Raw genomic sequence first — 23,297 nt, forward strand, 5'->3', positions numbered from 1 at the left:
ATCAATCGTTATAAGTAGGCAGTGTAGAGAATTGCTTGGAATAGCGCATCATTTGTTCTGCATAACCTTCTGTGTATGTTATTTGCACGTCGGTGATCTTACCGTCTTTATCTTGCACGAGTTCGAAAACAGGATTTACAAAACCTTTGTAAGGTTTCATATTCAATGTCTTGTAACGGGCCAATACTTCATCGTGCAGCTTCTGATCTACTTTCACAGCATAATTGTCCACAAGCGCTTTAGCTCCATTGAAGTCTCCTTCCGATTTCACACGTTGTATCACAGCCAATAGCTCGCCGAATAGCGAACGCAATTTCACATAATCGTTTACCACAACGTATGTTTTGCCATCTTTCACCTTATATTCAACTACATTGTCAGCCTTGCCTTTTTCGTAAACCCATTTTGCAATTAGCTGACGGTTGCGCATGTGAGCTTCTTCTATATCTTTACCTGCTTCTATACGCACAAGTTGAGTCATAAGTCCGTTCATCATAAACTTATAATACTCTGCCTTGTAAGCATCAGCATTAGGTATAATACCCAATTCTACCAGTTTTGCATCGCCCAAGAAGTAAAGACCGAACAAATCGGCACGAGCTTCTTCGATTGTCGAACTGAATTCACCCAAAGCATTGGGATCAACCTCCGGCAATAGTTTGCCCGAACCATGACCAAGACATTCGTGCAAATCGGTATGAAGTACATCGGTAATAAAACCGTATTCTTTTATCATATTGATCTCGGTATCAGACCACATAAATTCTTTTCCGAATCCTGTATGTGCTCCTGCTGCATCGTAAGCCTCCATTATGTTTTCGATAGTCACCGATTTAGAACCGTGATCTTTACGAATCCAATCCGCATTCGGCAGATTGATACCGATAGGTGTTGCCGGATAACAATCGCCACCCAATTGAGCAACGGTTATAACCTTAGCAGATACACCTTTTACTTTCTCCTTTTTGAATTGTTTATCCACAGGCGAATGGTCTTCGAACCATTGCGCATTGCTGCTTATTATTTCGGTACGCTTTGTAGCCTCTACGTTCTTGAAGTTAACGGTCGATTCCCAGCTGGCTTTAATTCCCAGCGGATCGCCATATACTTCTGTGAACCCATTTACGAAATCGACACTTGATCCCAAGTCTTGCACCCAAGCAACAGCATAATCGTCGAAAGTTTTCAAATCGCCCGATTTATAGAAAGAAATCAGCTTGGTTATAACTGCTTTCTGCTGATCGTTTTCGGTTACGCCCTGTGCTTTCTCTAGCCAGAAAACTATTTTCTCGATGGCAGGAGAATACAATCCGCCTACTTTCCAAACCTTCTCTACCAGCTTACCATTCTCTTTTACCAAACGGCTGTTCAAACCGTACGATATAGGAGTAAGATCGGTAGTATCTTTCATAGCACCGTAGAATGCCTGTACTTCTTTCTGAGTAACGCCATCCCCGTAATAGTTATTGGCAGATGTAACAATAAGGTCACCACCCGATTGGTTTACTTTCTTAGCCATTACTTTGGCATCGAACATCACGGGAGTAATCATTGCAATGAATTGATCGACCGACTGATTGTCTTTTACAGGTACAAGATTAGCAGGCAAAGCCTTTACTTGTTCAGCGAAGAATGCCTGAGAGAATTTAGGCAGGAACTTTTCTTCACCATAATGATGATGGATACCATTCGAAAACCACACACGTTTCAGATAAACCTCAAATTCTTTATAGTCGTCGGTTGCTTTATCGCCTTTATAGTTTTCGTAGATAGCTTCTAATGTACGACGAATAGCAAGATTGTATCTGTTATTCTGATCGAAAAGTATGTCACGCCCTTCTATTGCTGCCATAGACAGATAATAGATCAGTTCTTTTTGCTGCAATGGTAACTCTTCGAAACCCGGTACTTGGTAACGTAATATTTCCAAGTCGGCAAAAGCGTCTACTTCATAAACAAAATCTTTATCAGCAACTGTTTTCTCACTTTCCTTCTGTCCACCGCCACAGGCCGTGAATGTCATCGATAATCCAGCCATAGTTATTAATGCTATTTTTTTCATTGTTATTTTCACTAGTTATTTATGCTTACAAAGGTAAGTAAAATCGATAAATAGTTAGCTGTCAATAATCAATAAAGAAAATAATCAGGCAAGACAATTATACAGTTGGTTCTAATTTCATCAGCCTTGTAATTATGAGTTAATCGCACTCTGTCATCCCGATACAAAGTGAGGGATCTACTATGAAGTGAGCTGATAGCTATTAGCCAATAATTTCAGGAGACAACAGATCCCTCACTGCGTATCGGGATGACAGGGAGGGTATATCCCCAATGGGGTTAGGAGGCTACAAGAGAACTTTTCAATAGTTTGGATTATTGACATTAACAGAAAAAAGGTCATATCCTCAGATACAACCTTTCTTATATTTATATGATCACACAATTAAAGATTATCCTCTCAATACCAACAATGGGGTGTCGGAGTGGAACAACATCTTACGTGAAATACTAGGGCTAAACATACGCGCAAAAATATTACGTTTGCTGGTAGTCAGTGCCAGAATTTCAATCTGATCGCTCTTTATATGGTCATCCAATGTTTTTAGCATATCGCTGGTGTCGATAAGGGTATAGTCGAGTTTCAGGTTAGGGTATTGTTTAGAGAAATACGCCCTGATACCTGCTAGCTTTATCTCGTCCCATTTATCGCTTTTCTTAAGAGCAATGTGAGTTAATTGTATCTCGATATTATATGGAGAAAGTAATTTCGCCATAGTATCGAACGAAATAAGATCACGCTGACTGAAATTGGTGAGGAAAGCCATTCGCTTCACATCTTTCATGTCGACAAACTTCGTATTTTGAGGAATAGCCATCATCGGAATACGCGACATTTCTATTACTTCGGCAGTTACACTACCTATAAGGTCGGCATCTTTCTGGTCTTTACCTCTTGTACCCATCACGATCAATGACGGTTTGTATTCTTTCGAGAAAGTAACTATTTCCTCTTCGGGCAATCCTTCGCGCAATACATACGAATAGTTGATAGACGGAAATTCTCCTGCCGCTATCTTATTATCTATTGTATTGCACAGTTTTTGTATATTTTCTTTTACTTTATCTATTATACTTTGAAATTCTTTTTCTTCTTTTCCCTGATACGCAAAGGCTTCGGCCATTGGCAGAGCAGTTGGATAATAAGGATTGAAATAAACGTGAAGTATTTTGACTTTGGCGTTTATATCGCGAGCCATATTGAATGCTATTTGGCAGGCCTTGAGTGAGTAGTCGGAAAAATCGACCGGCACAAGAATACGTCTGCGACCATCGTCGGTGCGATACGTTTCTTCATCATCATACCTGAATAAGTGACGGTTTTCGACAACGCTCAGTGCTCTGGGAAGATCCGATTCTTTGATGCGAATACGCACACCCGGAGCCACACCCGGATTATCGAGGTCTATATCATTGATATGTACTTCTATATTTTCGCTCTCCAAAACCTTTTTTAGTATTTGGGCTTTTTCATTGGTATGAATCGCAAGTGTTACTAATTTATCTTCCATAGCTATCTTGTTTTTAATATTATCTGTCGGTTCATTTTAAAAGAGATGAACGTTGTTATAACATTCATCTCTCTATTTTGGTTCTCAGGCTTCTTTTAGCTCTAACATTTCTAAAGCCATGTCTAAAATAGTAGTATCGTCCAACGAGACATAGCCTCCGTCGGGTCCGGGTTCAATATGGACGCCGCAACTCTGTCCATTCTGGTAACTATAACCACCGAAGTAGTTCCACACAGTTTCAACAGGTAATTGCAGCTCTTCAGCAATTTGATGAATGCTTCCATCAGGCAGAGTGTCTTTGATTCTGCGAAGTTCTGAAAATTTAATTATTCGTCCCATACACTATCTGTTTTAATGGTAAATGATTCTGGTTTGTGTTTCTAAAGTTAAATAAAACTTTCATATCAACCCAATTATTTTATATGAAAAGATATTAAAATTGCGAAAATAGTAAATGGTTTAAGGGGAAACTTTCTGGTAACGTTATAATGCACCAATAAAAATAATTGATAAATCGGTGAAGATTTAAGATGAAAGAATAGACTCTTCTTTTATCTTTGAATTGTATTTATTATATAAATTTAAAACTATAACTATGAGAAAAATTATTGTATTGATATTACTAACAATCTTAGCCATAACAGCACATAGCCAAAGTAGACTCCAAGTTGAGAACTCTTATTTATCTATTAATTTACATGGAGATATTAGTTTGCATAATCTTGATAGGAAATCGGGAGGAAGAGCCTTAGTTCCTTATGGAAATAATACGCTTCTGATTAATGCTGGTAACGATTTTACGGGAGGTACTCAAATAGCAAATCAAGCTTTCTTTAAAGATTATGGCATGGTGTTGGGCGAGCAGATGAGCACAACAGTGTTTGGGGAAGTAAATAGATTAATAATAACTCCATATCGTCATGGATCTGGAACTTGGGTGGTATCATCCAGAGATATACCATCAGCGGCTTTCCTCGATTTTAGTTACGGAGTTAACAAAGGACTTCTGACAATAAAACATCAAGGTAATATTGGAATCGGTGTAGCTGATCCTCAGAACAAACTGGAAGTCAACGGTACTATTCGTTCAAAAGAAGTCAAGATAGAAGCCACAGGGTGGGCTGACTTCGTATTTGCTAAGGATTACCAATTGCCATCATTGGAAGAAGTAGAGGCCCATATCAAAGAACACAAACATTTACCGGATGTACCATCCGAGACACAAGTAAAAGAAGAAGGTATAAACATTGGGGAAATGCAGGCGAAACTACTTCAAAAGATAGAAGAACTGACGCTATATGTTATTGAGCAGGATAAAACGATCAAAGAGCAAAGTAAGCTTATAAATAAACTTCAGGAGAGGATTGGCGATTAAAGATTTCTCTTGACATATTTTAGAATGACGATAGAGAATAAAATAATTATATCTTAATCTAATTTACTTGATTTAATCTATTTTTGTCAAAAACCAATTATATGATAAAAGATATACGCCTATTAAGCCAACAGTTGGTAAATCCGGCTTTTGATACGCCTAAAGAACTTGTTTCTTGGATGGGAGCCATGCAAGCCCAGCACTATAATATGTGCAAATGGGCGGTAGGTATCCGATTGAAATCGGCAACACTCAAGGCTGTTGACGAATCGTTGCAAAAAGGTGAGATACTCCGCACGCATGTGATGCGCCCCACATGGCATCTCGTTGCAGCGGAAGATATACGTTGGATGTTGAAACTATCGGCGAAACGGCTCAGGTCGTGCGGTGCATCGAGAGACAGGGAGTTGGGTATAGATGAAAAGCTATATACTAAATTGAATAAACTGATCGAAAAGATGCTCGAAGGTAACAATAGCCTGACAAGAGAGGAGATAGGGCTAAAATTGAACGAGGCAGGCATTGAGGTTAACACATCGCGGATGACACATTTCATGATGCGTGCCGAAACCGAAGGAATTGTTTGCAGTGGCACAGACAAGGGTAATAAACAAACATACGCGCTTCTCGAAGAACGTGTCCCCGCTGCAAAAGAACTTCATAAGGAAGAAGCACTAGCCAAGCTGGCTACTAATTATTTTAGAAGCCATTCGCCCGCAAGCTTACAGGATTTCGTTTGGTGGTCGGGATTATCACTAACAGAAGCCAGACAAGCTATCGGTTCGATAGAATCGGATTTGATAAAAGATAAAGTTGCATCCGAAAACTTTTTTGTTCACCAAGCATGGAATAAGGATATAAAAAGCAGCGAAGTTTTTCATTTCTTGCCTGCATACGATGAATATCTTATCAGTTATAAGGACAGAACGAATGTCTTAGATTTGGAACATTATCCCAAAGCATTTAATAATTATGGTATATTCTCTCCTGTTATTCTTCATAATGGTCAGATCGTTGGCAACTGGAATAAAATAACAAAGAAAAACGGGACTACAATCGAGACTTCTTTCTTTGATGAGGGATTTAGTGTCAATGATAAACTGGTGCGGATTGCAGAAAGCAGATATCAGAAATTTATCTCAGAATAAATAACAAACAATTAAAAATATTCGATTCTTATGAAAAAACAAGCTATTGCTTTTTATTCTCTCTTAGTTATATTGATTCTTTTACCCAATAATATCTTTGCTCAATTATCCGATAAAGAAAAAATAAGGGAATATACTTTCGACTTGTACGATGATGCGAGAGAACGGTCGATTCCGGTAGTCATATATTCACCACAACACGACACTAAAAATGCAAAAGTGGTTATTATGAGCCACGGATATGGTAAAAATGTGGGCGAATCATACAAATCATATTCTGCTATTACCAAAGAGTTGGCATCGAAGGGTTATTTCGTTTTGAGTATTCAGCACGAATTGGCGGACGACGATTTATTGGCAATGGACGGTAATCTATATGAGACAAGAATGCCGAATTGGGAGAGAGGAGTGAAGAATATCCTCTTTACGATAAGTGAATTTAAAGAAATACGTCCCGACTTGGATTGGACTAATGTAAATCTGATAGGACACTCTAATGGTGGGGATATGACGATGCTATTTGCTGCAAAATATCCTTCACTTATAAAAAGAGCGATCTCGTTAGATCACAGACGGATGCCAATGCCACGAGTTAGTAGTCCGAAATTATATTCGTTGAGAGGATCTGACTTTGAGGCGGACAAAGATGTACTGCCTACTGCTGATGAGCAAAAGAAATATTCGATAACAATCGTAAAACTCGATGATATAAAACATGGTGATATGGACGACAAAGGTTCGCCTGCCCAATTAGAAAAGATTAATAAGTATCTGTTAGAGTTTTTGAACGACTAATATTGCTGAAACTATAAAAAAGTAAGAGGGTGTGTCATAAGTAAATGTACACTGTCTAAGTGTTACTCTCTTTTGTCATTCTGAACGAAGTGAAGAATCTTGACTCTCCATGAGAGATCCTTCACTTCGTTCAGGATGACAATATTATACGAAAAATTACTTATAACGCACCCTCTTACTTTTATAGTTGAAACGTTTTATTTCGTTTTTGTTTTATGTCTTGATAAAATATCTAATACATCATCATTCAGATTTCCAAAAATGGAGATGCCCGATGCGCCATTTTTTAGCGCGTATTCTACGCCCTGCTCTATTTCTTCGTTACTCTTAAAGTCGGGCATATACAATCCTGCATAGATAGGGAAGCGTCCATCCAGCCCTCTCATACCTTGTGCTACGGCATCGCCTATCCAAGGTACTTCTTCTTTATAGAAACCATGATAGATCATTGGGAAAACAGCATCTAGAGGCCAGTTAGTCCAGTCTTGGCGAACAATGCGTTTAGCAACATCAGGTGTAGGGAAAACGGCCGCTGTAAGGGGTTTATTATTTGCTTTGGCAACTTCCGAAATCTTGTTTACTATATTGCTGACAGCATCGTAGCGGAATGTACGCCATGAAAGACTCTCTTGTGGATATTCCATGCTATCGAGATCTTGTTTGTATTTTTCTTTAAATTTCGATTTACATAAGTCGCAATAACAGTAATCGTATTCGGGTAGTTCCTGTGTTTGCACTATATCATATACTTGCCATAAGTTTACAGCCAGCACTACATCGCAGAAGCGTACATAATCCATATGTATGCCGTCTACATAATCTTTAGCCAATGTGTTTTTTACATCGTTCACTAGGAACTCTGCCACTTCGGGTTGCGAAGGACACATCCATTTGTAGTATCCTACATAAGGAGGTTTGTCGGCACACGATTCGCCTTTTCTATTGATGGCTGCCCATTCCGGATGATCTTTCAATGCATCGCCTCTATTCATGATCCACATCCAGCGATGAGCTTGCAATCCTTCTGCTTTGGCTGCACGATAATGACGTTCGCTGTCGGCTTCGAAGAATATACCGACAACGCCTGCGTCGTGATATTTCTTATATCTGGCGGCAAGTTCTTCATCCGTATCGTTTTCGTTCGGATTAGTCCATACCCAGTGTTTATACACATTTTCATCGGCTGCTACGAGGCTTTTTGTCTCGGTCTGCTTTGTCGATGTATTACATCCTGTAGCCAGTAAAGTGATAGCTACAATTGCAAAAAGTTTAAATAGTTTTTTCATGGTTCTTTACTTTATAATTAGTCCTTCGTTGTTGATACTTATGACCTGAGATTTATTGTCGGTTATTGTTATCTTGAATCCCTTTGCGGTTGGCGATAATGACAGTGTGTTTTTTGTTCCGTCCACATCTATTGCTGTCTCCTGCATACCTAGCTCTTTTAGGGTCTGTGCATATCGCTTGTTTTTAGCATGGAAATCTTTTTGTTTGTAGTAGGCAAGCCACAGATATTGTCTTTGTTTTTCGGCATAAGGCATTTTGAATTGTGGAAGTGTATTTCCTACTTCTACTTTAGAAAATTGCACATATCCCCATCGTTCGGGAAGGTGCATATTTATAACACCTTGTGGTGACCATACCCAATTGTGTTCGGGCAGATCTTTACCTTTAGCATCTTTTTTCTTAACGTATTTTCCGTTTACTATGTCAGTTTGCCACTGTACACGGGAGAAATTTAGGCGCCATATATCATTGTCTTTTGGTGCAGGTGCTGTATATCCCATCATGCTTAAGGCTGTAAATGGAACTGCTATTTCTACTGTCCAGCCTTTATCTTCGTCGCTGGCATTGTTGAGCGTACCTTGTATGTTTACTGCATGAAGCATGCCTGGTGTGTTCCATTCGTGATGAGCCGGTCCACCATTTCGGTAGGGTTTTGCCAGGAATAAATCGAATATAGTGTTCAATGCATTTATTTCTATTTCGAAATACTTATGTGTGGTGTTGCTCGGATCGATAAATATCTCAAAATCGTTATCATAAAAAACAATTTCATCATGCTTCGTCAAATTAGCCCATACATGCGGATCTTTTAGCTCGGCAGCAAAATAGATGTATTTGTCGTCCCAAAGCATTTTCATACGGGTTTCGTAATATGGCTTTGGTTTCAGATCGCCTTCTATATCTTCGAAATAGACTGTCCACGCTGCTTTTTTCCAAACATCATCGTTGATATTTCCATCAATTACGGGTGGGGTAGAGGTGAAGCCTGCTACATAATTTAAAGGTGTGGTAAATAGGTTTTCGCGACCAGCAAAAGGTGATTGAGCTAAAACAATCGTTGTGGTTTGGCAAAGAACTATCGCAAGGATAGCTAATTTTTGCTTCATAAGATGTTTTTTTATGAACGTCTGCATCATCCGGTATCTCTAAAAGGTTAATAAATTGGAATTAGAACGCAAGTTATAGAAAAACACCGAGAGTCGTATTACAAAAAGTAAGAAATTAAAATAATTTACTAAGTGATTTTGGCTACTCTATGATATATTGTTCTGTTTTATGATGAAGAATATATAGTTCGATTTTTAGGTATAGAGTTCATCTTGACTTTTAAGCACAGAATAGCACAGAGTGCCACGACGTATTATAAATAAGGGAATTGTTATTAGTATATAAATTAATATGAGTTAGATATAAACATCATGTAATTATGAGTTATAAGTTAGTAGCTATTTTTCGCCTGTTTTGTCATCCCGAACTGAAAGGAGGGATCTTGATTAGCCCTTGTCAGTAGGATAATAGATCCCTCCTTTCAGTTCGGGATGACAAATTCGCATAATATTTTATTTCCCCTTATTATCGAAACAAGTTCATAAAAAGCATGCGTATGCATAAACCAAAAAACTATGAATCTTTTTTCAATAACTCTCTCAATTGAGCAACTCCTTCCGAAGCTCCTTTATGTATAAAGTGAATGTCTCTTCTTGCTGTATTTACATTGTTGGGATCGATAAGATAGATCGGTGTGCCGGGTTTTACATAGTTTACTAATCCTGCTGCGGGATAAACATTGAGCGATGTGCCTATTATAACAAGTACGTCGGCTTTTTCGACTTCCTCCGCTGCTTTTTCTATCATTGGTACAGCCTCTCCGAACCATACGATATGTGGACGGAGTTGCGACCCCTTTTCGCATTTGTCACCCATATTTATTTCGGGCTTATCGGTTGTCAGTTCATAAATAAGGTTGGGATTCTGTGTCGATCTCACTTTTTTAAGTTCGCCATGCAGATGTATCACATTGCTGCTGCCTGCCCGTTCGTGCAGATCATCTACATTTTGGGTGACAATAGTAATTTTATATTCCTTTTCCATTTCGGCTAGCCCGATATGTCCGCCATTGGGCTTTGCGTCGAATGCTGCTTTGCGTCGGGCATTGTAGAAGTCGAGTACAAGTTGAGGGTTTTTAGCAAAACCTTCGGGAGTTGCTACATCTTCTATATGGTGTTGTTCCCATAATCCACCTGAATCTCTGAATGTAGAAATTCCGCTCTCTGCACTCATGCCTGCTCCTGTGAGGATAACTATATTTTTCATACTATTTAAAATAGATAACTATAAAACAAATATAGGATAAATGGCTTTGATATCCTTAATCGTTATTAAATTTAACACCTACTAACCCAGTGAGAATGGCATTTGTTTATTCTATTGTTAAAATAGATTAACAATAGCTTTGTTTAGAACTAAAATAGTGTTTTCTTTGCGGCCAATAATCAATTCTACCTACACAATCCGTTTATTAAACCTGTCTCAGGTATTTTATTCGAGGGTAGTAAATAAACACCGAACCAACTATGAAAGCTATACTTAGCATTATTATTTTTTCTTTATTGTCAATGAGTACGAGCTTGTTAAATGCTCAAAGTAACTTTAAACAAGGATATATTATCACCAACGATAATGATAGTCTTATTGGGCTGATTGATTTCAGAACAGATAAAAGTAATTCCAATGTTTGCCGTTTCAAAGAATCGGAAAAGTCGAAGGTACAAACATTCTATCCAAGTGATATTGCTAAATACCGATTTGTAGACGAAGGAAAATATTATGTTTCGCGCGAAATAATAATTAAAGATGCTCCCCGTAAAGTGTTTCTCGAATATTTAGTTCAGGGAATGATGAACCTTTATTATTACAAAGATTGGGATTGGACTTTAGAGTCTGACTCGGAGATGGAATATTATTTCTTCGAAAATCCCGATGGTGTAATGATGCCGGTTACGAAGAAACCTGATGAAATGGTTAATTACAAGAAAAAGGAAGATGGTCGGTATATTGGTATGCTCGGCTCTGTTTTTAAAGATTATCCGGCTATTACGAGCCATTTGGATAAAACACGCTTTGATAGAGAATCAATGATTGGATTAGCTAAAGATTATCACACTATCACTTGTGCTCCCGGGCAAGAATGTATCGAGTTTGAAAACGATTATGCAAAACAATTTATGGAGGTTAAATTCTCTGTATATGGAGGATTTCAGTTGCTCGATTATGAATTTAGAGAAGATATTTTAAAGGGTTTTAGTTCAATGAGTTCAACTTATCCGGTAATAGGTGTGCAAATGAATGTTCTGAATCCGAGATGGTCAAAATCATTCAGTTTTCAGGTTGATGTTTCTTTGTCAGGTCTGAAAGGTGAGTCTAGAGGAGCTAGTGAAGTTTTCCGTAAAGAATATAAATTAGATGCTTTGATGATTGGTACAGAATTAGGACTAAAATATACATATCCGTCGGGTAAATTCCGTCCAACTTTAGAAGCAGGATTGGGGTATAAAGGACTTTTTAGTTCATCGACTAAATTTAGTAAAGGGTATGCCGATGAAAATGGTGAAGATTATGAATTATACAGCTCTTATAAATTACCTTCTTCTTTCATTGGGTATTACTGTGGCGTAGGAGCAGACTATTTAGTAGGCAGTGAGCATTCTGTATTCTTTCGTGTTACGTACAACAGCTATAGAAATGTAGATAAAATGAATTTATTTCAGTTTAAGTTCGGATATACTTTTTAAAAGACGATATTTCAAATATCATATTCTCTAAAATGAAATGCAAATAACCACTTATTTGCATTTTTTTTATTCTAAACTTATTCTTATTCACAATATAGCTTTTTTCACCTGTAATTTTGATTGTAATAACGTGAAAAGCATTACTTTTGTCCAAAATCAAAAAATATAAATCAGGTTTTAACGTTTTCTTAGAAGAATATTTATAGAATCGGATAAAACAAGTTTAGAAAAATAAATTATGGATAAAATTAGTTACGCTTTAGGATTGAGTATTGGTAATAATTTCTTAAGCTCGGGTATTAAAAAAGTAGACATAGAAGCATTCACAAAAGGAATGCAAGATGTGTTGAACGAGAATCAGCCCGATATGTCGTACGACGAGGCAAAAGAAGTTATAAATGAATTTTTTGTTGAATTACAAGCTGGAAGAATGGATCTTAACCTAAAAGCAGGAAAAGAGTTTTTGACTATAAACAAAAACAGACCCGGAGTTGTTACTTTACCTAGTGGTCTGCAATACGAAATATTGAAAAAAGGAGAAGGTAAAACACCTGTTGCTACCGATCAGGTGAAATGCCATTACCATGGTACGCTTATCGATGGCACTGTATTCGATAGCTCTGTACAACGTGGTACGCCTGCTACATTTGGTGTGAATCAAGTAATACCGGGATGGGTAGAAGCTCTTCAATTAATGCCTGTTGGGTCTAAATGGAAATTGTTTATCCCTTCAGAACTTGCTTATGGTGAAGCCGGTGCAGGTCAATCGATCGAGCCGAATTCGACATTGGTATTCGAAGTAGAAGTTTTAGATATCGTTTAATATAATTATTAGAAAAAGAAAATGAAAAAAATTCAAGTTGTTGCTCTTTGTGCTTTTACTGCATTCGGAGCATTCCTTACATCTTGCAGTAGCGGAGTTTCTACAAACGTTTCGTTGAAAAATGAGACTGACTCTGTTTCTTATGCTTATGGAGCCAGCCTATACGATCAAGGTCTATCTGCTCATTTACAACAATTAGGTTTGGTAAGCGATACTGCAGGTATGAGAGCTTACTATCAAAGCCAGATAGCTGCGGCAGCAGACGATGCAAAAAAAGCATCTCTTGAGAAAGAGTTTAAAACAAAATTAGATTCAATCGTTTCTTTGAATAACAAGAATTCAGCCGAATTCATCAAAGGAATACAAGAAGGTCTAAATTCTACAGGTTCTAAAGAAGCTTACCTTGCAGGTTTGAATATCGGAGGTCAGATTTCAAAACAAATGTTCCCTTATTTTGTAGAGCAACTTTATGGTGCAGATGCTGAAGTTAAGCAAAAAATCAGCACAGATATGTTCCTATCGGGAATTGCTACTGCTATGCAAAAAAGTAAATTTGCTATTGACAATCCATCTGAACTGATCGAAGGTAAAATGAAAGCTGCTCAAGAAAGAGCTTCAGCCGGACAAAGAGAAGAAGGCGATAAATTCTTAGCAGAAAATAAAACTAAAGAAGGTGTAGTAACACTACCTGACGGATTACAATACAAAGTAATTAAAGAAGGTAACGGTCCTAAACCGGCTGCAACTGATGTAGTGAAAGTTCATTATCATGGAACACTTATCGATGGAACAGTATTCGATAGCTCTGTACAACGTAACGAGCCTGCTACATTTGGCGTTAACCAAGTGATACCGGGATGGACAGAGGCTCTTCAATTGATGCCAGTAGGATCTAAATGGATGGTATATGTACCTGCCGATTTAGCTTATGGTGCAGCAGACAGAGGTCCTATCAAACCATATTCAGCTTTGATATTCGAAGTAGAATTGTTAGGTATCGAATCAGCGAAATAAATAACATAAAGAAACTTACGGGCAATAGTATTTTGATATGACATATTTAATAATTAAAGCAGAATTATGTTTTTTGTAAAATATATGTTACATTTGAAGTATATAACCTGTAAAAACTAATCTCATGCAAAAAATAGACAAGCTTGACAAAAAGATATTAGAGATAATATCTCAAAATGCAAGAATTCCGTTTAAAGATGTCGCTCTAGAATGTGGAGTCTCTCGTGCTGCTATCCATCAACGTGTACAACGTATGATCGAGATGGATGTAATTGTAGGCTCGGGGTATTTCATCAATCCTAAAGTATTAGGTTATAATACATGTACTTATATAGGAGTGAAACTTGAAAGAGGATCGATGTACAAAACTGTTATTCCCGAACTGGACAAAATTCCGGAAATTGTAGAATCGCATTTTACAACCGGTCCTTATACTATCCTTATCAAGCTTTATGCTAAAGATAATGAGCATTTGATGGACTTGTTGAACAATAAGATACAAGATATACCGGGAGTGGTAGCTACTGAGACTATGATATCTTTGAGCCAAGGAGTGAAGCGTCAAATACCTATTACAAAGCCTGAGTAAAATCGGAAAAGAGATTTAAATCTTTAATTATAAAAAAAGGATAATCGGCGTTCGGCTGATTATCCTTTTTTATTTAGAGAATATAAGTTCAGCTTCCCTCTATGTCATTCCGAAACGCAGTGAGGAATCTACTTTCAACAAAGGTAATGATGACAGATTCCTCACTGCGTTTCGGAATGACAAGGAAGAATATTAGGATGATAGAAATAAGTGTTAAAGTCAAAATAAAATATAAATACACATTGAGAGAAGAAGAATAGATATGATAAAAGTTATTGCAGAAGATTTTATTAAGCCCGAATTCTTGGACGTAGTAAGACCATTGTATGAAGAACTTGTTGCCAAGACTAAACAAGAGAAAGACTGTATCGAATATAATCTTTATGTGGATCAGGACGACAAGGGGCATTTTATATTTATCGAAGAATGGCCCGATCACGAAGCATTGGAAGCTCACTGTCAGACGGAGCATTTCAGAAGGCTTGTTCCCATGATTGATAAACATCAGTCACGAGAGGGTACGGTTTTGATAATGGATTCATTTATGTAAGGTAAATATTAAAAATACATAGATGGAAAAAGTATAAATAAAAGCGAGAGGTGGAATTTTCACCTCTCGCTTTTATCTAATTCAATTTTCAGTAACTATCTGTTTATATACCTTGAAAAACAAAAGGCTTTGATGGCGTAAAGTCTTTCAACGCATTTCCGGCATGAGTTTCGCCACTCACCAAATCCAACTTCAGCACTTTGCCTTTTTCTGAGAAATCTATATCCTTAAAGTTTACCCAAAATATATTAGGGTAGAGAGTCGATTCGAAAAAATAGACTCTGTTCTTCTGATCCGATACAGTTCTCCATCTTGTCGATGAAATATTAGGCTCGTTTGGTGTACTGATGCCATAAGGTACAGAAGCATTACGTATTACACTGAATACGCTGGCTACATTTATGCGGACATCTTCTACCTGTGGAATAGCATTTATATAATAAGATGCTCTCACAAACCTATCGGCGGCACGATTCGTTCCGGGTAGCATAGTTGCTCCTCCTATATTCTCCCAATATTTATTGAGAGCAAGCTGTTCGTCGAATACCGGAGAATTAGTCATCACCTGATACGACCTGTCGTGATGAATTACAAGTTTTCCTTTAATGTATTCGAATATAGCATTATCGCCTGTTGCATCAGATATAGAAAGATGGAGTGTTGCCATTCTGTCTTCTCCCGGCATATTATCCGAAACGACTTCAAATGTTTCTTTTTCTAGGAAAGAAACAGCTTCGTCAACAGTCGCAAAATTGTCGAGTACATACTGTACCCATGCAGCGATAGTAAGACCGGGTTTCTTCTGATCCCATACAGCGTATTCCGATTCGGCTAACCAAAGTAGATTTGCCACTAATCCCTTTTCATTCATGCCATCCGTACTTGCGATATCGTATGCAGAAGCTATAACACTTCCATACTTAGATGTCCATTTCAGCGAATTAGGACCCACTTCGCCATTACGTTCCATTCCTCTTGGAAATACCCAGAGATTACTCATTATATCCTCTTTCCAGTCCATACTACGAGCTGTTAAGATGGTGTTGTTCGGACCCTGATATACTACTCGGGTACACGCTTTGATATCTTCTGCCGATAAGCAGATAATGATAGCTGTAAATAGAAAACAGATTGTTTTTTTCATATTATTTAGTTGTTTATTCTATTAATAACATCTTATATCTGAGATTGTTTAAAGTATAGCGTATTGAAAATAGTATTTGTAAACAAAAAAACGAGAACCTATGATTAGGCTCTCGTTTCCATATAATTTAAGAAGTCGTTTCGACTTTTTCTTTTTCGTATTATTTTGTCATCCTGAGGAACGAAGGATCTCTGTTGTGAGATGATTCACTATCGTTCAGCATGACAGAGAGTGTGAAAAAACAAACAAAAAGAAAGCCTTTTGAAAAGTCAATACGAACTCATAGTATATAATTCTGATTATTTCAGATTTTCCAATGTTTTCAATAGGTAATTATAGAAACGCTCTACGGTATCTATCACAACATATTCGTCGGGAGAGTGTGGGCACATGATTGTAGGTCCAAAAGAAACAATATCCAATCCCGGTGTACTTCCTAAGATGATACCGCACTCCAGACCTGCATGTACGACTTTCACTTCGGCTGGTCTGCCAAACATTTCCTGAAACAGATGAGCCATTATATCCATCGTTTTCGATTTGGCATTAGGCTGCCATCCCGGATATGAAGCGTCTATTTCTACTTTTGCACCGGCAAGAGCGAATGCACTTTCGAGAGCCGAGCATATCTCGTCTTTACGTGTTTCGGACGAACTGCGGGCAAGCATCTTAGCCTCTACTAATCCCGGTGACGATTTTACCGATGCCAGATTTGTAGAAGTTTCTACGATACCTTCGAAGCTGGTAAGCATACTGATAACACCATTCTGACAAGCTACCACAGCATTGATAAGGCTGTCTTGTATCTCTTCGGGAATAAGCGTTTCGGGAAGTTCTGTTTTTTCTGCTTTGAATATCAGGTTTGGTTCTGTTGCCTTATATTCTTCTTTGTATATATCTTCGTACTCATTCACCAGATCGATGAGGTCTTGTGTGTCCTCTTGGGGGATAGTAACTATTGCGAATGCTTCGCGAGGGATAGCATTGCGCAGCGAACCACCATCGATGGACGATAGGCGTACTTCGTAATCGCGAACTGCATCTTTTAAAAATTGGAACATCAGCTTGTTGGCATTGGCTCTGCCCAAATGTATTTCACCGCCCGAGTGACCGCCTTTTAATCCGATAAGACTGATCTTATATGCAACGTCACCTTCGGGTACTTCCACATCTTTATATTGGAACGAAGCATTTACATCTGCTCCTCCGGCACAACCTACACACAATTCGCCTTCCTCTTCGGTATCAAGATTAAGCATGATGCTTCCTGTAAGGAATCCGGGCTCTAGTCCGAATGCTCCTGTCATACCGACTTCTTCGTCGATAGTGAAAAGAGCTTCAATTTTGCCGTGTTTGAGGCCTTTGTCTTCCAGTAGAGCCATCATGGCAGCTACACCGATACCATTGTCGGCACCAAGTGTTGTAGAACGTGCCTTTACTTTATCGCCATCTATATATGCATCGATAGGATCTTTCGTGAAATCGTGCTTTACATCCGAGTTCTTTTGCGGAACCATATCCAGATGTGACTGCAATATTACGGTCGGTGTACTCTCCATTCCTGCCGAAGCCGGTTTTGTGATAAGTACATTGCCTACTTTGTCTTGCTTTGTATCCAAGCCCAACGATTTACCAAAGTCGCATACAAATTTTGTTACTTGGCTCATCTGTGCTGTCGGACGAGGTATCTGGGTCAATTCATAGAAATGCTCCCAAAGGCGTTGAGGTTTGAGGCTGGTTATTTCTTTCGACATAATTATGTTAGTTTAATTTGTTACTAATATAACAAAGGTAAGAAAATATGAGAGGATAGAAGAGAAAAAGACTTGGGTTTTAGTCCAAGTCTTTTATATTATGTTAAATGCCTGTCTTTGATAAAATATAGTATTTAAGATATTGTAATACTAAACTGATTTTTATTTAGTTATAATTAAATAGATTGTTAAATTGGAAGAGTTTATAACTCTTAATAGTCATTACCTGTTTTAACCAAAAATATTATATTATGATGAGGCTTATTTTTTGTGTCTGTCTATTAACTATTTTAATGTCGTGTAGCAACACACCGTCGGATTCCTTTACATTAGAAGGTTCTGTTAAGGGTTTAGAAGAAGGTGAAACCATTACATTATTCTATCCGTTGCTCCAAAACGATCAGTGGTGTGCAGTGACTGATACGACAAAAGTAATAGATGGTAAATTCTTTTTTAAGGGGAAAATCGATGAATTAACTCCTGTCTCATTATATTTGGGGGATATATTTGTTCAACTATATATTGAGCCTGCTGATATGAAGTTGATGGTGGATATGAGTCAGCCTTATGCCTACGAATTATCAGGAGCCGAGGTCGAAAAAGAAAACATTGAGTTAAAAAAAGAATTAGCATCCGATGAAAAAAAACAATATGAAAAGCTAATTGAAATCTTAAAGGTACTTGAGCAAATAAATTCATTGACTGATGAGGGACCTGTTCGTGACAGCCTGATAAATGTTTTTGAACAATGTAGAGCAGAAAGGAATACTATTACTGAAAGGCTGGATAAAACGCGTCTTGACTTTGTTCTGAAGCATAATACTTATCGCATAGCTCCTCATTTGCTATATTTGGTTTCAAGAAATGACATTGTCGATGGTAATATGATCAAATCCATTTATAATGGCTTACCGGAACAGTCAAAAGCAACTTCAATAGGTAAGCTTGCTTTTAAGCAGATTGAAAGTCAGGAGATGGCTGGTAATTCTATGGTTGGTGGTATCGCCCCCGATTTTAAAGTTGAAGATTTGTCAGGGAAAACTGTACAGTTGTCTGAATTTAGAAATAACAATTATGTCCTATTAGATTTCTGGGCAAGCTGGTGTGGTCCTTGTATAAAAGAAATCCCTAAGATGAAGAAAATACATAGTCAATATAAAGAGAAGGGATTGGTGATTATCGGTATATCTTGTGATACCGAAAGAGAAAACTGGCTAAAGGCAGTAGATAAGCATGAATTGGGTATATGGTCTCAGATTTTGAGTGCTCAGGGTGCAGATAATGCCCTTTTTAATCAAGATGATATAGCTGATTTCTATAAAGTAGACGCGATACCGTTTTGTGTATTGGTAGACAAGCAAGGAAAGATTGTAGCAAGGTGGCAGCATATTGGCGACGAACAGTTAATTGAGCTAGATAATATTTTAAAAACTTCACTTTAGGAATAAACGCAAAAAAGACTTGGGGAAATCCCAAGTCTTTTATATTATGTTAACGTCAGTTCGATATAAGGAAGGAATGATAAATCTTCATTCGAATTTGTCATCCCGAACTGAAAGGAGGGATCTCCTCTTGTATAACAAGGAGTAATCAAGATCCCTCACTGCGTTTCGGGATGACAGAGTAAACGAAAGATATATCTCGGTTCATAACTCAATTATATGATGTTTATATCGAACTCACACTATGTTAATAAGATTCTATACCGATCTTTTCCACTCATATACTATATTGATATGAAAGAAATTGTACTCAGTTTAAAAGTCTTTATTAGTTAGAGTCCAGTCATTATCAAAATATCCTGCTGCTTCCATACCTGTTAATCCGTTTTTCAGTGCATCTGCACGATATATCATAAGATCAGGGAAACCTGTGATACCCGATATATAATTGTTAGGAGATGTGGCACGCATACCGATTTCACCTGTTCCTGCAACAACCCCCACAGAAGCAGTATTGCTGTTAGGGTGAGGATAAACGAAATAAGTTCCGAGATCATCACCCGTGAATGTTTTTCTGCCTGCTGTAATCATTCCTTTACCCACTTGAATCGGGCTGTTTTTCAATAACAAAGGCCATGCGCTGTTATTATCCTTGTTGCCATAAATTACTACATTACGATCGGTATATTTAGCCACTGTATATTCAGTATCAGGAATAACATCGATCGACCCGTTTCCGCGATAATAGAAAGTTTCAGCATCGAAGCGGGCTTTATTCTGGTACCATTCGTTTTCTTGCGCAGTTCCTTTTGTTGAATATACAAATACTACATTATTGCCATAAGCGTTCTTGAATCCGCCATAGCGACCGGAATATTTGTTTTTCAAATTCACCTCGCCTTTCACCTGCCATTTATCGTTTTCAAGAGCGAAAATTGCTTCTTTGTCGGTCGGTACAGATAATGTTTGCCCTGCAATATTAACTGCGATTTGTTTGTTTTCGAGCATCAGAGAAGGGATGTCAAGAACCAACAAGGCTACATTCTCTATTTTGACAACTTGAATTGTATCTTTATTCAAACGAGCTTGTACATTACTAAAGTCGAAAGGCTTGATTTGTTGCTCTACCTTTATCCAATAGTCTTTTGGCGAGATTGCAGGAGATGCTGTATGGAAATCTATTTCTTTTACATCTTTAGCTTCCGGAATCGAATGGCGAGAGAAAAATTCAAATATCGGATTCCAATCTACACTATGGTTTCCAAACCAATGCTCTCCTCCGGGATATTCATAATAGCAGAAGTCCGGATGGAATTTACCCAATACTTCACGCATACGACGTGCATTTGATGGTGAAACAACACTGTCTGCACTTCCGTGGAAAATATATACTCCGGATTGTTTCAGATTTTTGGCTAACGAGACAACACGTCCACCGTTGCCACCACGTTTGAAAGCATCGTAAGTTGAGTTGTCATCGTGCATAGCATCACCTTTTCCTCTTCCATAACTGGCAATGTCTGGATAGCCGGCACAAGGCGCAACCGCTGCAAATTTGTCGGGATAAGTTGTCCCTAAGAACCATGAACCGTGTCCACCCATAGAATGACCGGTCAGGTATATTTTTGATTTATCGGGTTGAAATACACGCTTTGCTTCTTCTAAAACTTCTAAACCGTCTATACGACCCCATTCTTCCCAGTTAAAGCCATAGGGACGACGGTTGGTTGCTGCAATAATATCCGTCCAATCTTTCGAACTATATGCTCTGGCTTGGTTGCGGGCTTCTACACCTGCTCCGTGAACAGACAGTACCATCGCTTTTGTTTCACCTGTATTTTTACGTATCGCAGGAGCAACACTATAATATTGCACACTTCCATCTATCAGGCTTATAAACGTGCGTTCGTGATGAACCGATGGCAAAACCTGACGGAACTCGACATCTGTCTGGTCTATTATTTTTCCCGATTTATCCAGTAATTCAATCTTTGCGATAATGTTTCCTCCCTCAGAGCCATTGTTATTCGCAGGGGCAGGAATTTTATATTTGACCTTTCTTACAGTCAAAGGCATTACATCTTGAGTTTTATACTCTTCTTTGCGACCATCAGCGAGTGTGGCGCGTATCGTTAGTCCCTGCAACGGTTTTTCGGTCGTGTTTATTACCCGGATAGCAGCCCATTTAGAGTCGTTCTCTCCAATGATAATATCAGGTATAGTCATATCACGTTTTGTAAACATGATTGGTTTTTCAGGTTTCACGAGTTTAGATGCTACCTTTCCAAAACGTCCGGGTGTGTAAACGAATTCATTCAAACCTTTTTTTAGCTTAATTGGAGTCAATGTATAACCAAAATCGTAATGATCTCCCTCGTGGGGCATTCCATTCACATAAGTACGTGTTCCTCCTGTTGTTTCCAACAGTACAATTTGCTCCTTTGGAGAGTCGTATGATGTGTATAGGAAGGCAGAGCGTAGTTCAGGGCGTTTGAATAATCCCGTAGAGTCGGCTTCCATGGCTGTCCATGTCCATTGAGGAAGTAATTTCATCGCGTTTTCACCCTTGCTTTGAGCTAACCATCTCAGATAAGAATCTTCTACCTGACCATCCATGTTAGGATAAGAATATCCGATCGCAGATCCGTCTTTGGGTGTTATAAAGTTTCCCGTAGCATACATCCATGCTATCATGTCTTGTCCATTGAACAATGTTCCCGGGTTAGTACCGCCGGGTAGTAAAAACCCGTTGCGAAAGTTATGAGATACTTCTCCCTCTTCAGTTTTTTCGACCTTTTCCTGTCCGAAAATTGTCACAATGTTTTGTGCCGGAATATTTTGTGTGGAAATGGCTGCAAGAAGCAAGAATCCTGCAATCTTTGCGTATAAATTTTGTTTTATCATAATACCAATATTTAAGAAGGTTATTAAGTCGTCGTGTGCTGGTATTGTATATTAATACCTTAAATCGGGTTTATCTCTTGCTCTTTCTTATCGACAGAGCAGCTATACCAACCAATCCGCAAAGAATAACCCAAAGCGATTGGGTGGTGAATACACCTGTGGCAAATGCAGTAGCCGATAATTTGTCTACACCATACAATCCTAATGATGCTACAACGGCAACGTGCCACGGCCCTAATCCTCCGTTAGATGGTACACCCATGCTGATACTGCTTAGTGCAAAGGCAATAAGCCCTGCGGTTACGCCAAGATGTTCTGTGAATTCAAAAGCGTAGAATGTAGTGTAAAAGTAAAGGAAGTAAGAACCCCATATACCGATGGTATAAAGGAACAATCTGTTTTTTGTCTTCATCTTCCAGATAGCTTTCATGTCTTTGCCCATACCTACTACAAGGTCGGTAATCTTTTTTACGATGAAGTTGTTTTTGAAAAATTTGAATATAACGTATGTTCCGATCACAAGAACAGCAATTGATATGTAAAGTATAGGTGATTGTAGAACGCCCAGAACTGAATTAAGAGCTTCTTCGTTTTCTTCAAGCTGCGAGATGAAGAACTGCATATTGAACAGAAAAGCAAATAATGAGATGCACAAAACCGTAATTGTATCGAATATACGGTCTACAATCATTGTCCCGAAGAGTTTCGAAAAAGGAATGTTTTCTTCTTTAGCGATAACTCCGCATCGCCAGATTTCTCCCGCACGAGGTAATACGAAGTTGACGGCATAGCCCCCATAGATGGAAAAATTAAGATTCGATACTTTCGGGTTGTATCCTAACGGTCTGATAAGTAGTTGCCAACGGTAACCTCTTATGGTGTTTCCCAGCAAGCCGAATATTAGCGAAAAGGCAAGTATGCCCCAGTTGGCATCTTCAAGCACAGTCCACAATTCTGTAAGGTTGATATCTTTGAAAAGATAATAAATAATCGCAATACCCAAAGCAAGAGGGAGTACGACCTTTACAAACTTGTTTATCAGTGAACTTTTTTTAGACGTTTTTTCTTCCTCTTTGGTATCCATATATGCTTGTGAGTCGTTCGTTTTT

General features: G+C 38.3%; 19 protein-coding genes. 9 read left to right on the forward strand and 10 right to left on the reverse strand.

Annotated features, from left to right (window positions below):
• Nucleotide 1: 1 nt before the first annotated feature.
• The 3 genes from G7Y57_RS08680 to G7Y57_RS08690 form a co-directional block, all read right to left on the reverse strand.
• The gene (locus G7Y57_RS08680; RefSeq protein ID WP_165022425.1) at nucleotides 2-2,062 is read right to left on the reverse strand and encodes a dipeptidyl-peptidase 3 family protein; all 2,061 of its coding nucleotides are present in this window, start codon (nucleotides 2,060-2,062) and stop codon (nucleotides 2-4) included.
• 391 nt (nucleotides 2,063-2,453) lie between these two features.
• The gene (locus G7Y57_RS08685; protein ID WP_165022428.1) at nucleotides 2,454-3,572 is read right to left on the reverse strand and encodes a universal stress protein; all 1,119 of its coding nucleotides are present in this window, start codon (nucleotides 3,570-3,572) and stop codon (nucleotides 2,454-2,456) included.
• A gap of 84 nt (nucleotides 3,573-3,656) precedes the next feature.
• Entirely contained in the window at nucleotides 3,657-3,911 is a 255-nt protein-coding gene (locus tag G7Y57_RS08690) for a DNA-binding protein (RefSeq protein ID WP_165022431.1), read from the reverse strand.
• A gap of 256 nt (nucleotides 3,912-4,167) precedes the next feature.
• Here G7Y57_RS08690 and G7Y57_RS08695 point away from each other — a divergent pair, with 256 nt between their 5' ends.
• The 3 genes from G7Y57_RS08695 (at nucleotide 4,168) to G7Y57_RS08705 (ending at nucleotide 6,890) form a co-directional block, all read left to right on the forward strand.
• Nucleotides 4,168-4,947 (forward strand): hypothetical protein, encoded by a 780-nt coding sequence (locus tag G7Y57_RS08695; protein ID WP_165022434.1) that lies wholly within the window; start codon nucleotides 4,168-4,170, stop codon nucleotides 4,945-4,947.
• 101 nt (nucleotides 4,948-5,048) lie between these two features.
• Entirely contained in the window at nucleotides 5,049-6,095 is a 1,047-nt protein-coding gene (locus tag G7Y57_RS08700; RefSeq protein ID WP_165022437.1) for a winged helix DNA-binding domain-containing protein, read from the forward strand.
• Nucleotides 6,096-6,125: 30 nt separating this feature from the next.
• Nucleotides 6,126-6,890 carry an alpha/beta fold hydrolase gene (locus G7Y57_RS08705; RefSeq protein ID WP_165022440.1) on the forward strand — a complete coding sequence of 255 codons (765 nt, stop codon included), beginning with the start codon at nucleotides 6,126-6,128 and terminating at the stop codon, nucleotides 6,888-6,890.
• A gap of 197 nt (nucleotides 6,891-7,087) precedes the next feature.
• Here the strand turns inward: G7Y57_RS08705 and G7Y57_RS08710 are convergent, their stop codons facing one another.
• The 3 genes from G7Y57_RS08710 to G7Y57_RS08720 all read right to left on the reverse strand — a co-directional run bounded on the left by G7Y57_RS08710 (nucleotide 7,088) and on the right by G7Y57_RS08720 (nucleotide 10,490).
• Nucleotides 7,088-8,176 carry a family 10 glycosylhydrolase gene (locus tag G7Y57_RS08710; RefSeq protein WP_165022443.1) on the reverse strand — a complete coding sequence of 363 codons (1,089 nt, stop codon included), beginning with the start codon at nucleotides 8,174-8,176 and terminating at the stop codon, nucleotides 7,088-7,090.
• A 6-nt stretch (nucleotides 8,177-8,182) separates the two neighbouring features.
• Nucleotides 8,183-9,283, reverse strand: a complete 1,101-nt coding sequence (locus G7Y57_RS08715; RefSeq protein ID WP_165022446.1) for a carbohydrate-binding family 9-like protein — start codon at nucleotides 9,281-9,283, stop codon at nucleotides 8,183-8,185.
• 514 nt (nucleotides 9,284-9,797) lie between these two features.
• The gene (locus G7Y57_RS08720) at nucleotides 9,798-10,490 is read right to left on the reverse strand and encodes an SIR2 family NAD-dependent protein deacylase (RefSeq protein WP_165022449.1); all 693 of its coding nucleotides are present in this window, start codon (nucleotides 10,488-10,490) and stop codon (nucleotides 9,798-9,800) included.
• A gap of 260 nt (nucleotides 10,491-10,750) precedes the next feature.
• Between G7Y57_RS08720 and G7Y57_RS08725 the strand changes: the two genes are divergently transcribed.
• The 5 genes from G7Y57_RS08725 to G7Y57_RS08745 all read left to right on the forward strand — a co-directional run bounded on the left by G7Y57_RS08725 (nucleotide 10,751) and on the right by G7Y57_RS08745 (nucleotide 14,944).
• Nucleotides 10,751-11,968 carry an outer membrane beta-barrel protein gene (locus G7Y57_RS08725; protein ID WP_165022452.1) on the forward strand — a complete coding sequence of 406 codons (1,218 nt, stop codon included), beginning with the start codon at nucleotides 10,751-10,753 and terminating at the stop codon, nucleotides 11,966-11,968.
• 238 nt (nucleotides 11,969-12,206) lie between these two features.
• Nucleotides 12,207-12,791: an FKBP-type peptidyl-prolyl cis-trans isomerase gene (locus G7Y57_RS08730; protein WP_165022455.1), complete on the forward strand. Its 585-nt coding sequence runs from the start codon at nucleotides 12,207-12,209 to the stop codon at nucleotides 12,789-12,791.
• Nucleotides 12,792-12,812: 21 nt separating this feature from the next.
• On the forward strand, nucleotides 12,813-13,805 hold the full coding sequence (locus tag G7Y57_RS08735; RefSeq protein ID WP_165022458.1) for an FKBP-type peptidyl-prolyl cis-trans isomerase: 993 nt from the start codon (nucleotides 12,813-12,815) through the stop codon (nucleotides 13,803-13,805).
• Between the two features lie 124 nt (nucleotides 13,806-13,929).
• Nucleotides 13,930-14,394 carry an Lrp/AsnC family transcriptional regulator gene (locus tag G7Y57_RS08740; protein ID WP_165022461.1) on the forward strand — a complete coding sequence of 155 codons (465 nt, stop codon included), beginning with the start codon at nucleotides 13,930-13,932 and terminating at the stop codon, nucleotides 14,392-14,394.
• 262 nt (nucleotides 14,395-14,656) lie between these two features.
• Entirely contained in the window at nucleotides 14,657-14,944 is a 288-nt protein-coding gene (locus G7Y57_RS08745) for a putative quinol monooxygenase (protein WP_165022464.1), read from the forward strand.
• Between the two features lie 103 nt (nucleotides 14,945-15,047).
• Here G7Y57_RS08745 and G7Y57_RS08750 read toward each other — a convergent pair whose 3' ends face one another.
• Both G7Y57_RS08750 and G7Y57_RS08755 read right to left on the reverse strand, forming a co-directional pair.
• Complete coding sequence (locus G7Y57_RS08750; RefSeq protein ID WP_165022468.1) at nucleotides 15,048-16,088, reverse strand: linear amide C-N hydrolase; 1,041 nt, start codon at nucleotides 16,086-16,088, stop codon at nucleotides 15,048-15,050.
• Between the two features lie 299 nt (nucleotides 16,089-16,387).
• A complete protein-coding gene (locus G7Y57_RS08755; protein ID WP_165022471.1) occupies nucleotides 16,388-17,842 on the reverse strand; it encodes an aminoacyl-histidine dipeptidase in 1,455 nt (484 codons plus the stop codon).
• Nucleotides 17,843-18,093: 251 nt separating this feature from the next.
• Here G7Y57_RS08755 and G7Y57_RS08760 point away from each other — a divergent pair, with 251 nt between their 5' ends.
• Nucleotides 18,094-19,284, forward strand: a complete 1,191-nt coding sequence (locus G7Y57_RS08760; RefSeq protein WP_165022474.1) for a TlpA disulfide reductase family protein — start codon at nucleotides 18,094-18,096, stop codon at nucleotides 19,282-19,284.
• 315 nt (nucleotides 19,285-19,599) lie between these two features.
• Here the strand turns inward: G7Y57_RS08760 and G7Y57_RS08765 are convergent, their stop codons facing one another.
• Complete coding sequence (locus G7Y57_RS08765; protein WP_165022477.1) at nucleotides 19,600-22,188, reverse strand: alpha/beta hydrolase-fold protein; 2,589 nt, start codon at nucleotides 22,186-22,188, stop codon at nucleotides 19,600-19,602.
• A gap of 70 nt (nucleotides 22,189-22,258) precedes the next feature.
• The gene (locus G7Y57_RS08770; protein ID WP_165022480.1) at nucleotides 22,259-23,272 is read right to left on the reverse strand and encodes a lysylphosphatidylglycerol synthase transmembrane domain-containing protein; all 1,014 of its coding nucleotides are present in this window, start codon (nucleotides 23,270-23,272) and stop codon (nucleotides 22,259-22,261) included.
• Nucleotides 23,273-23,297: the final 25 nt, after the last annotated feature.

Source organism: Dysgonomonas sp. ZJ279 (genome assembly GCF_011039205.1).
Classification (GTDB): domain Bacteria; phylum Bacteroidota; class Bacteroidia; order Bacteroidales; family Dysgonomonadaceae; genus Dysgonomonas.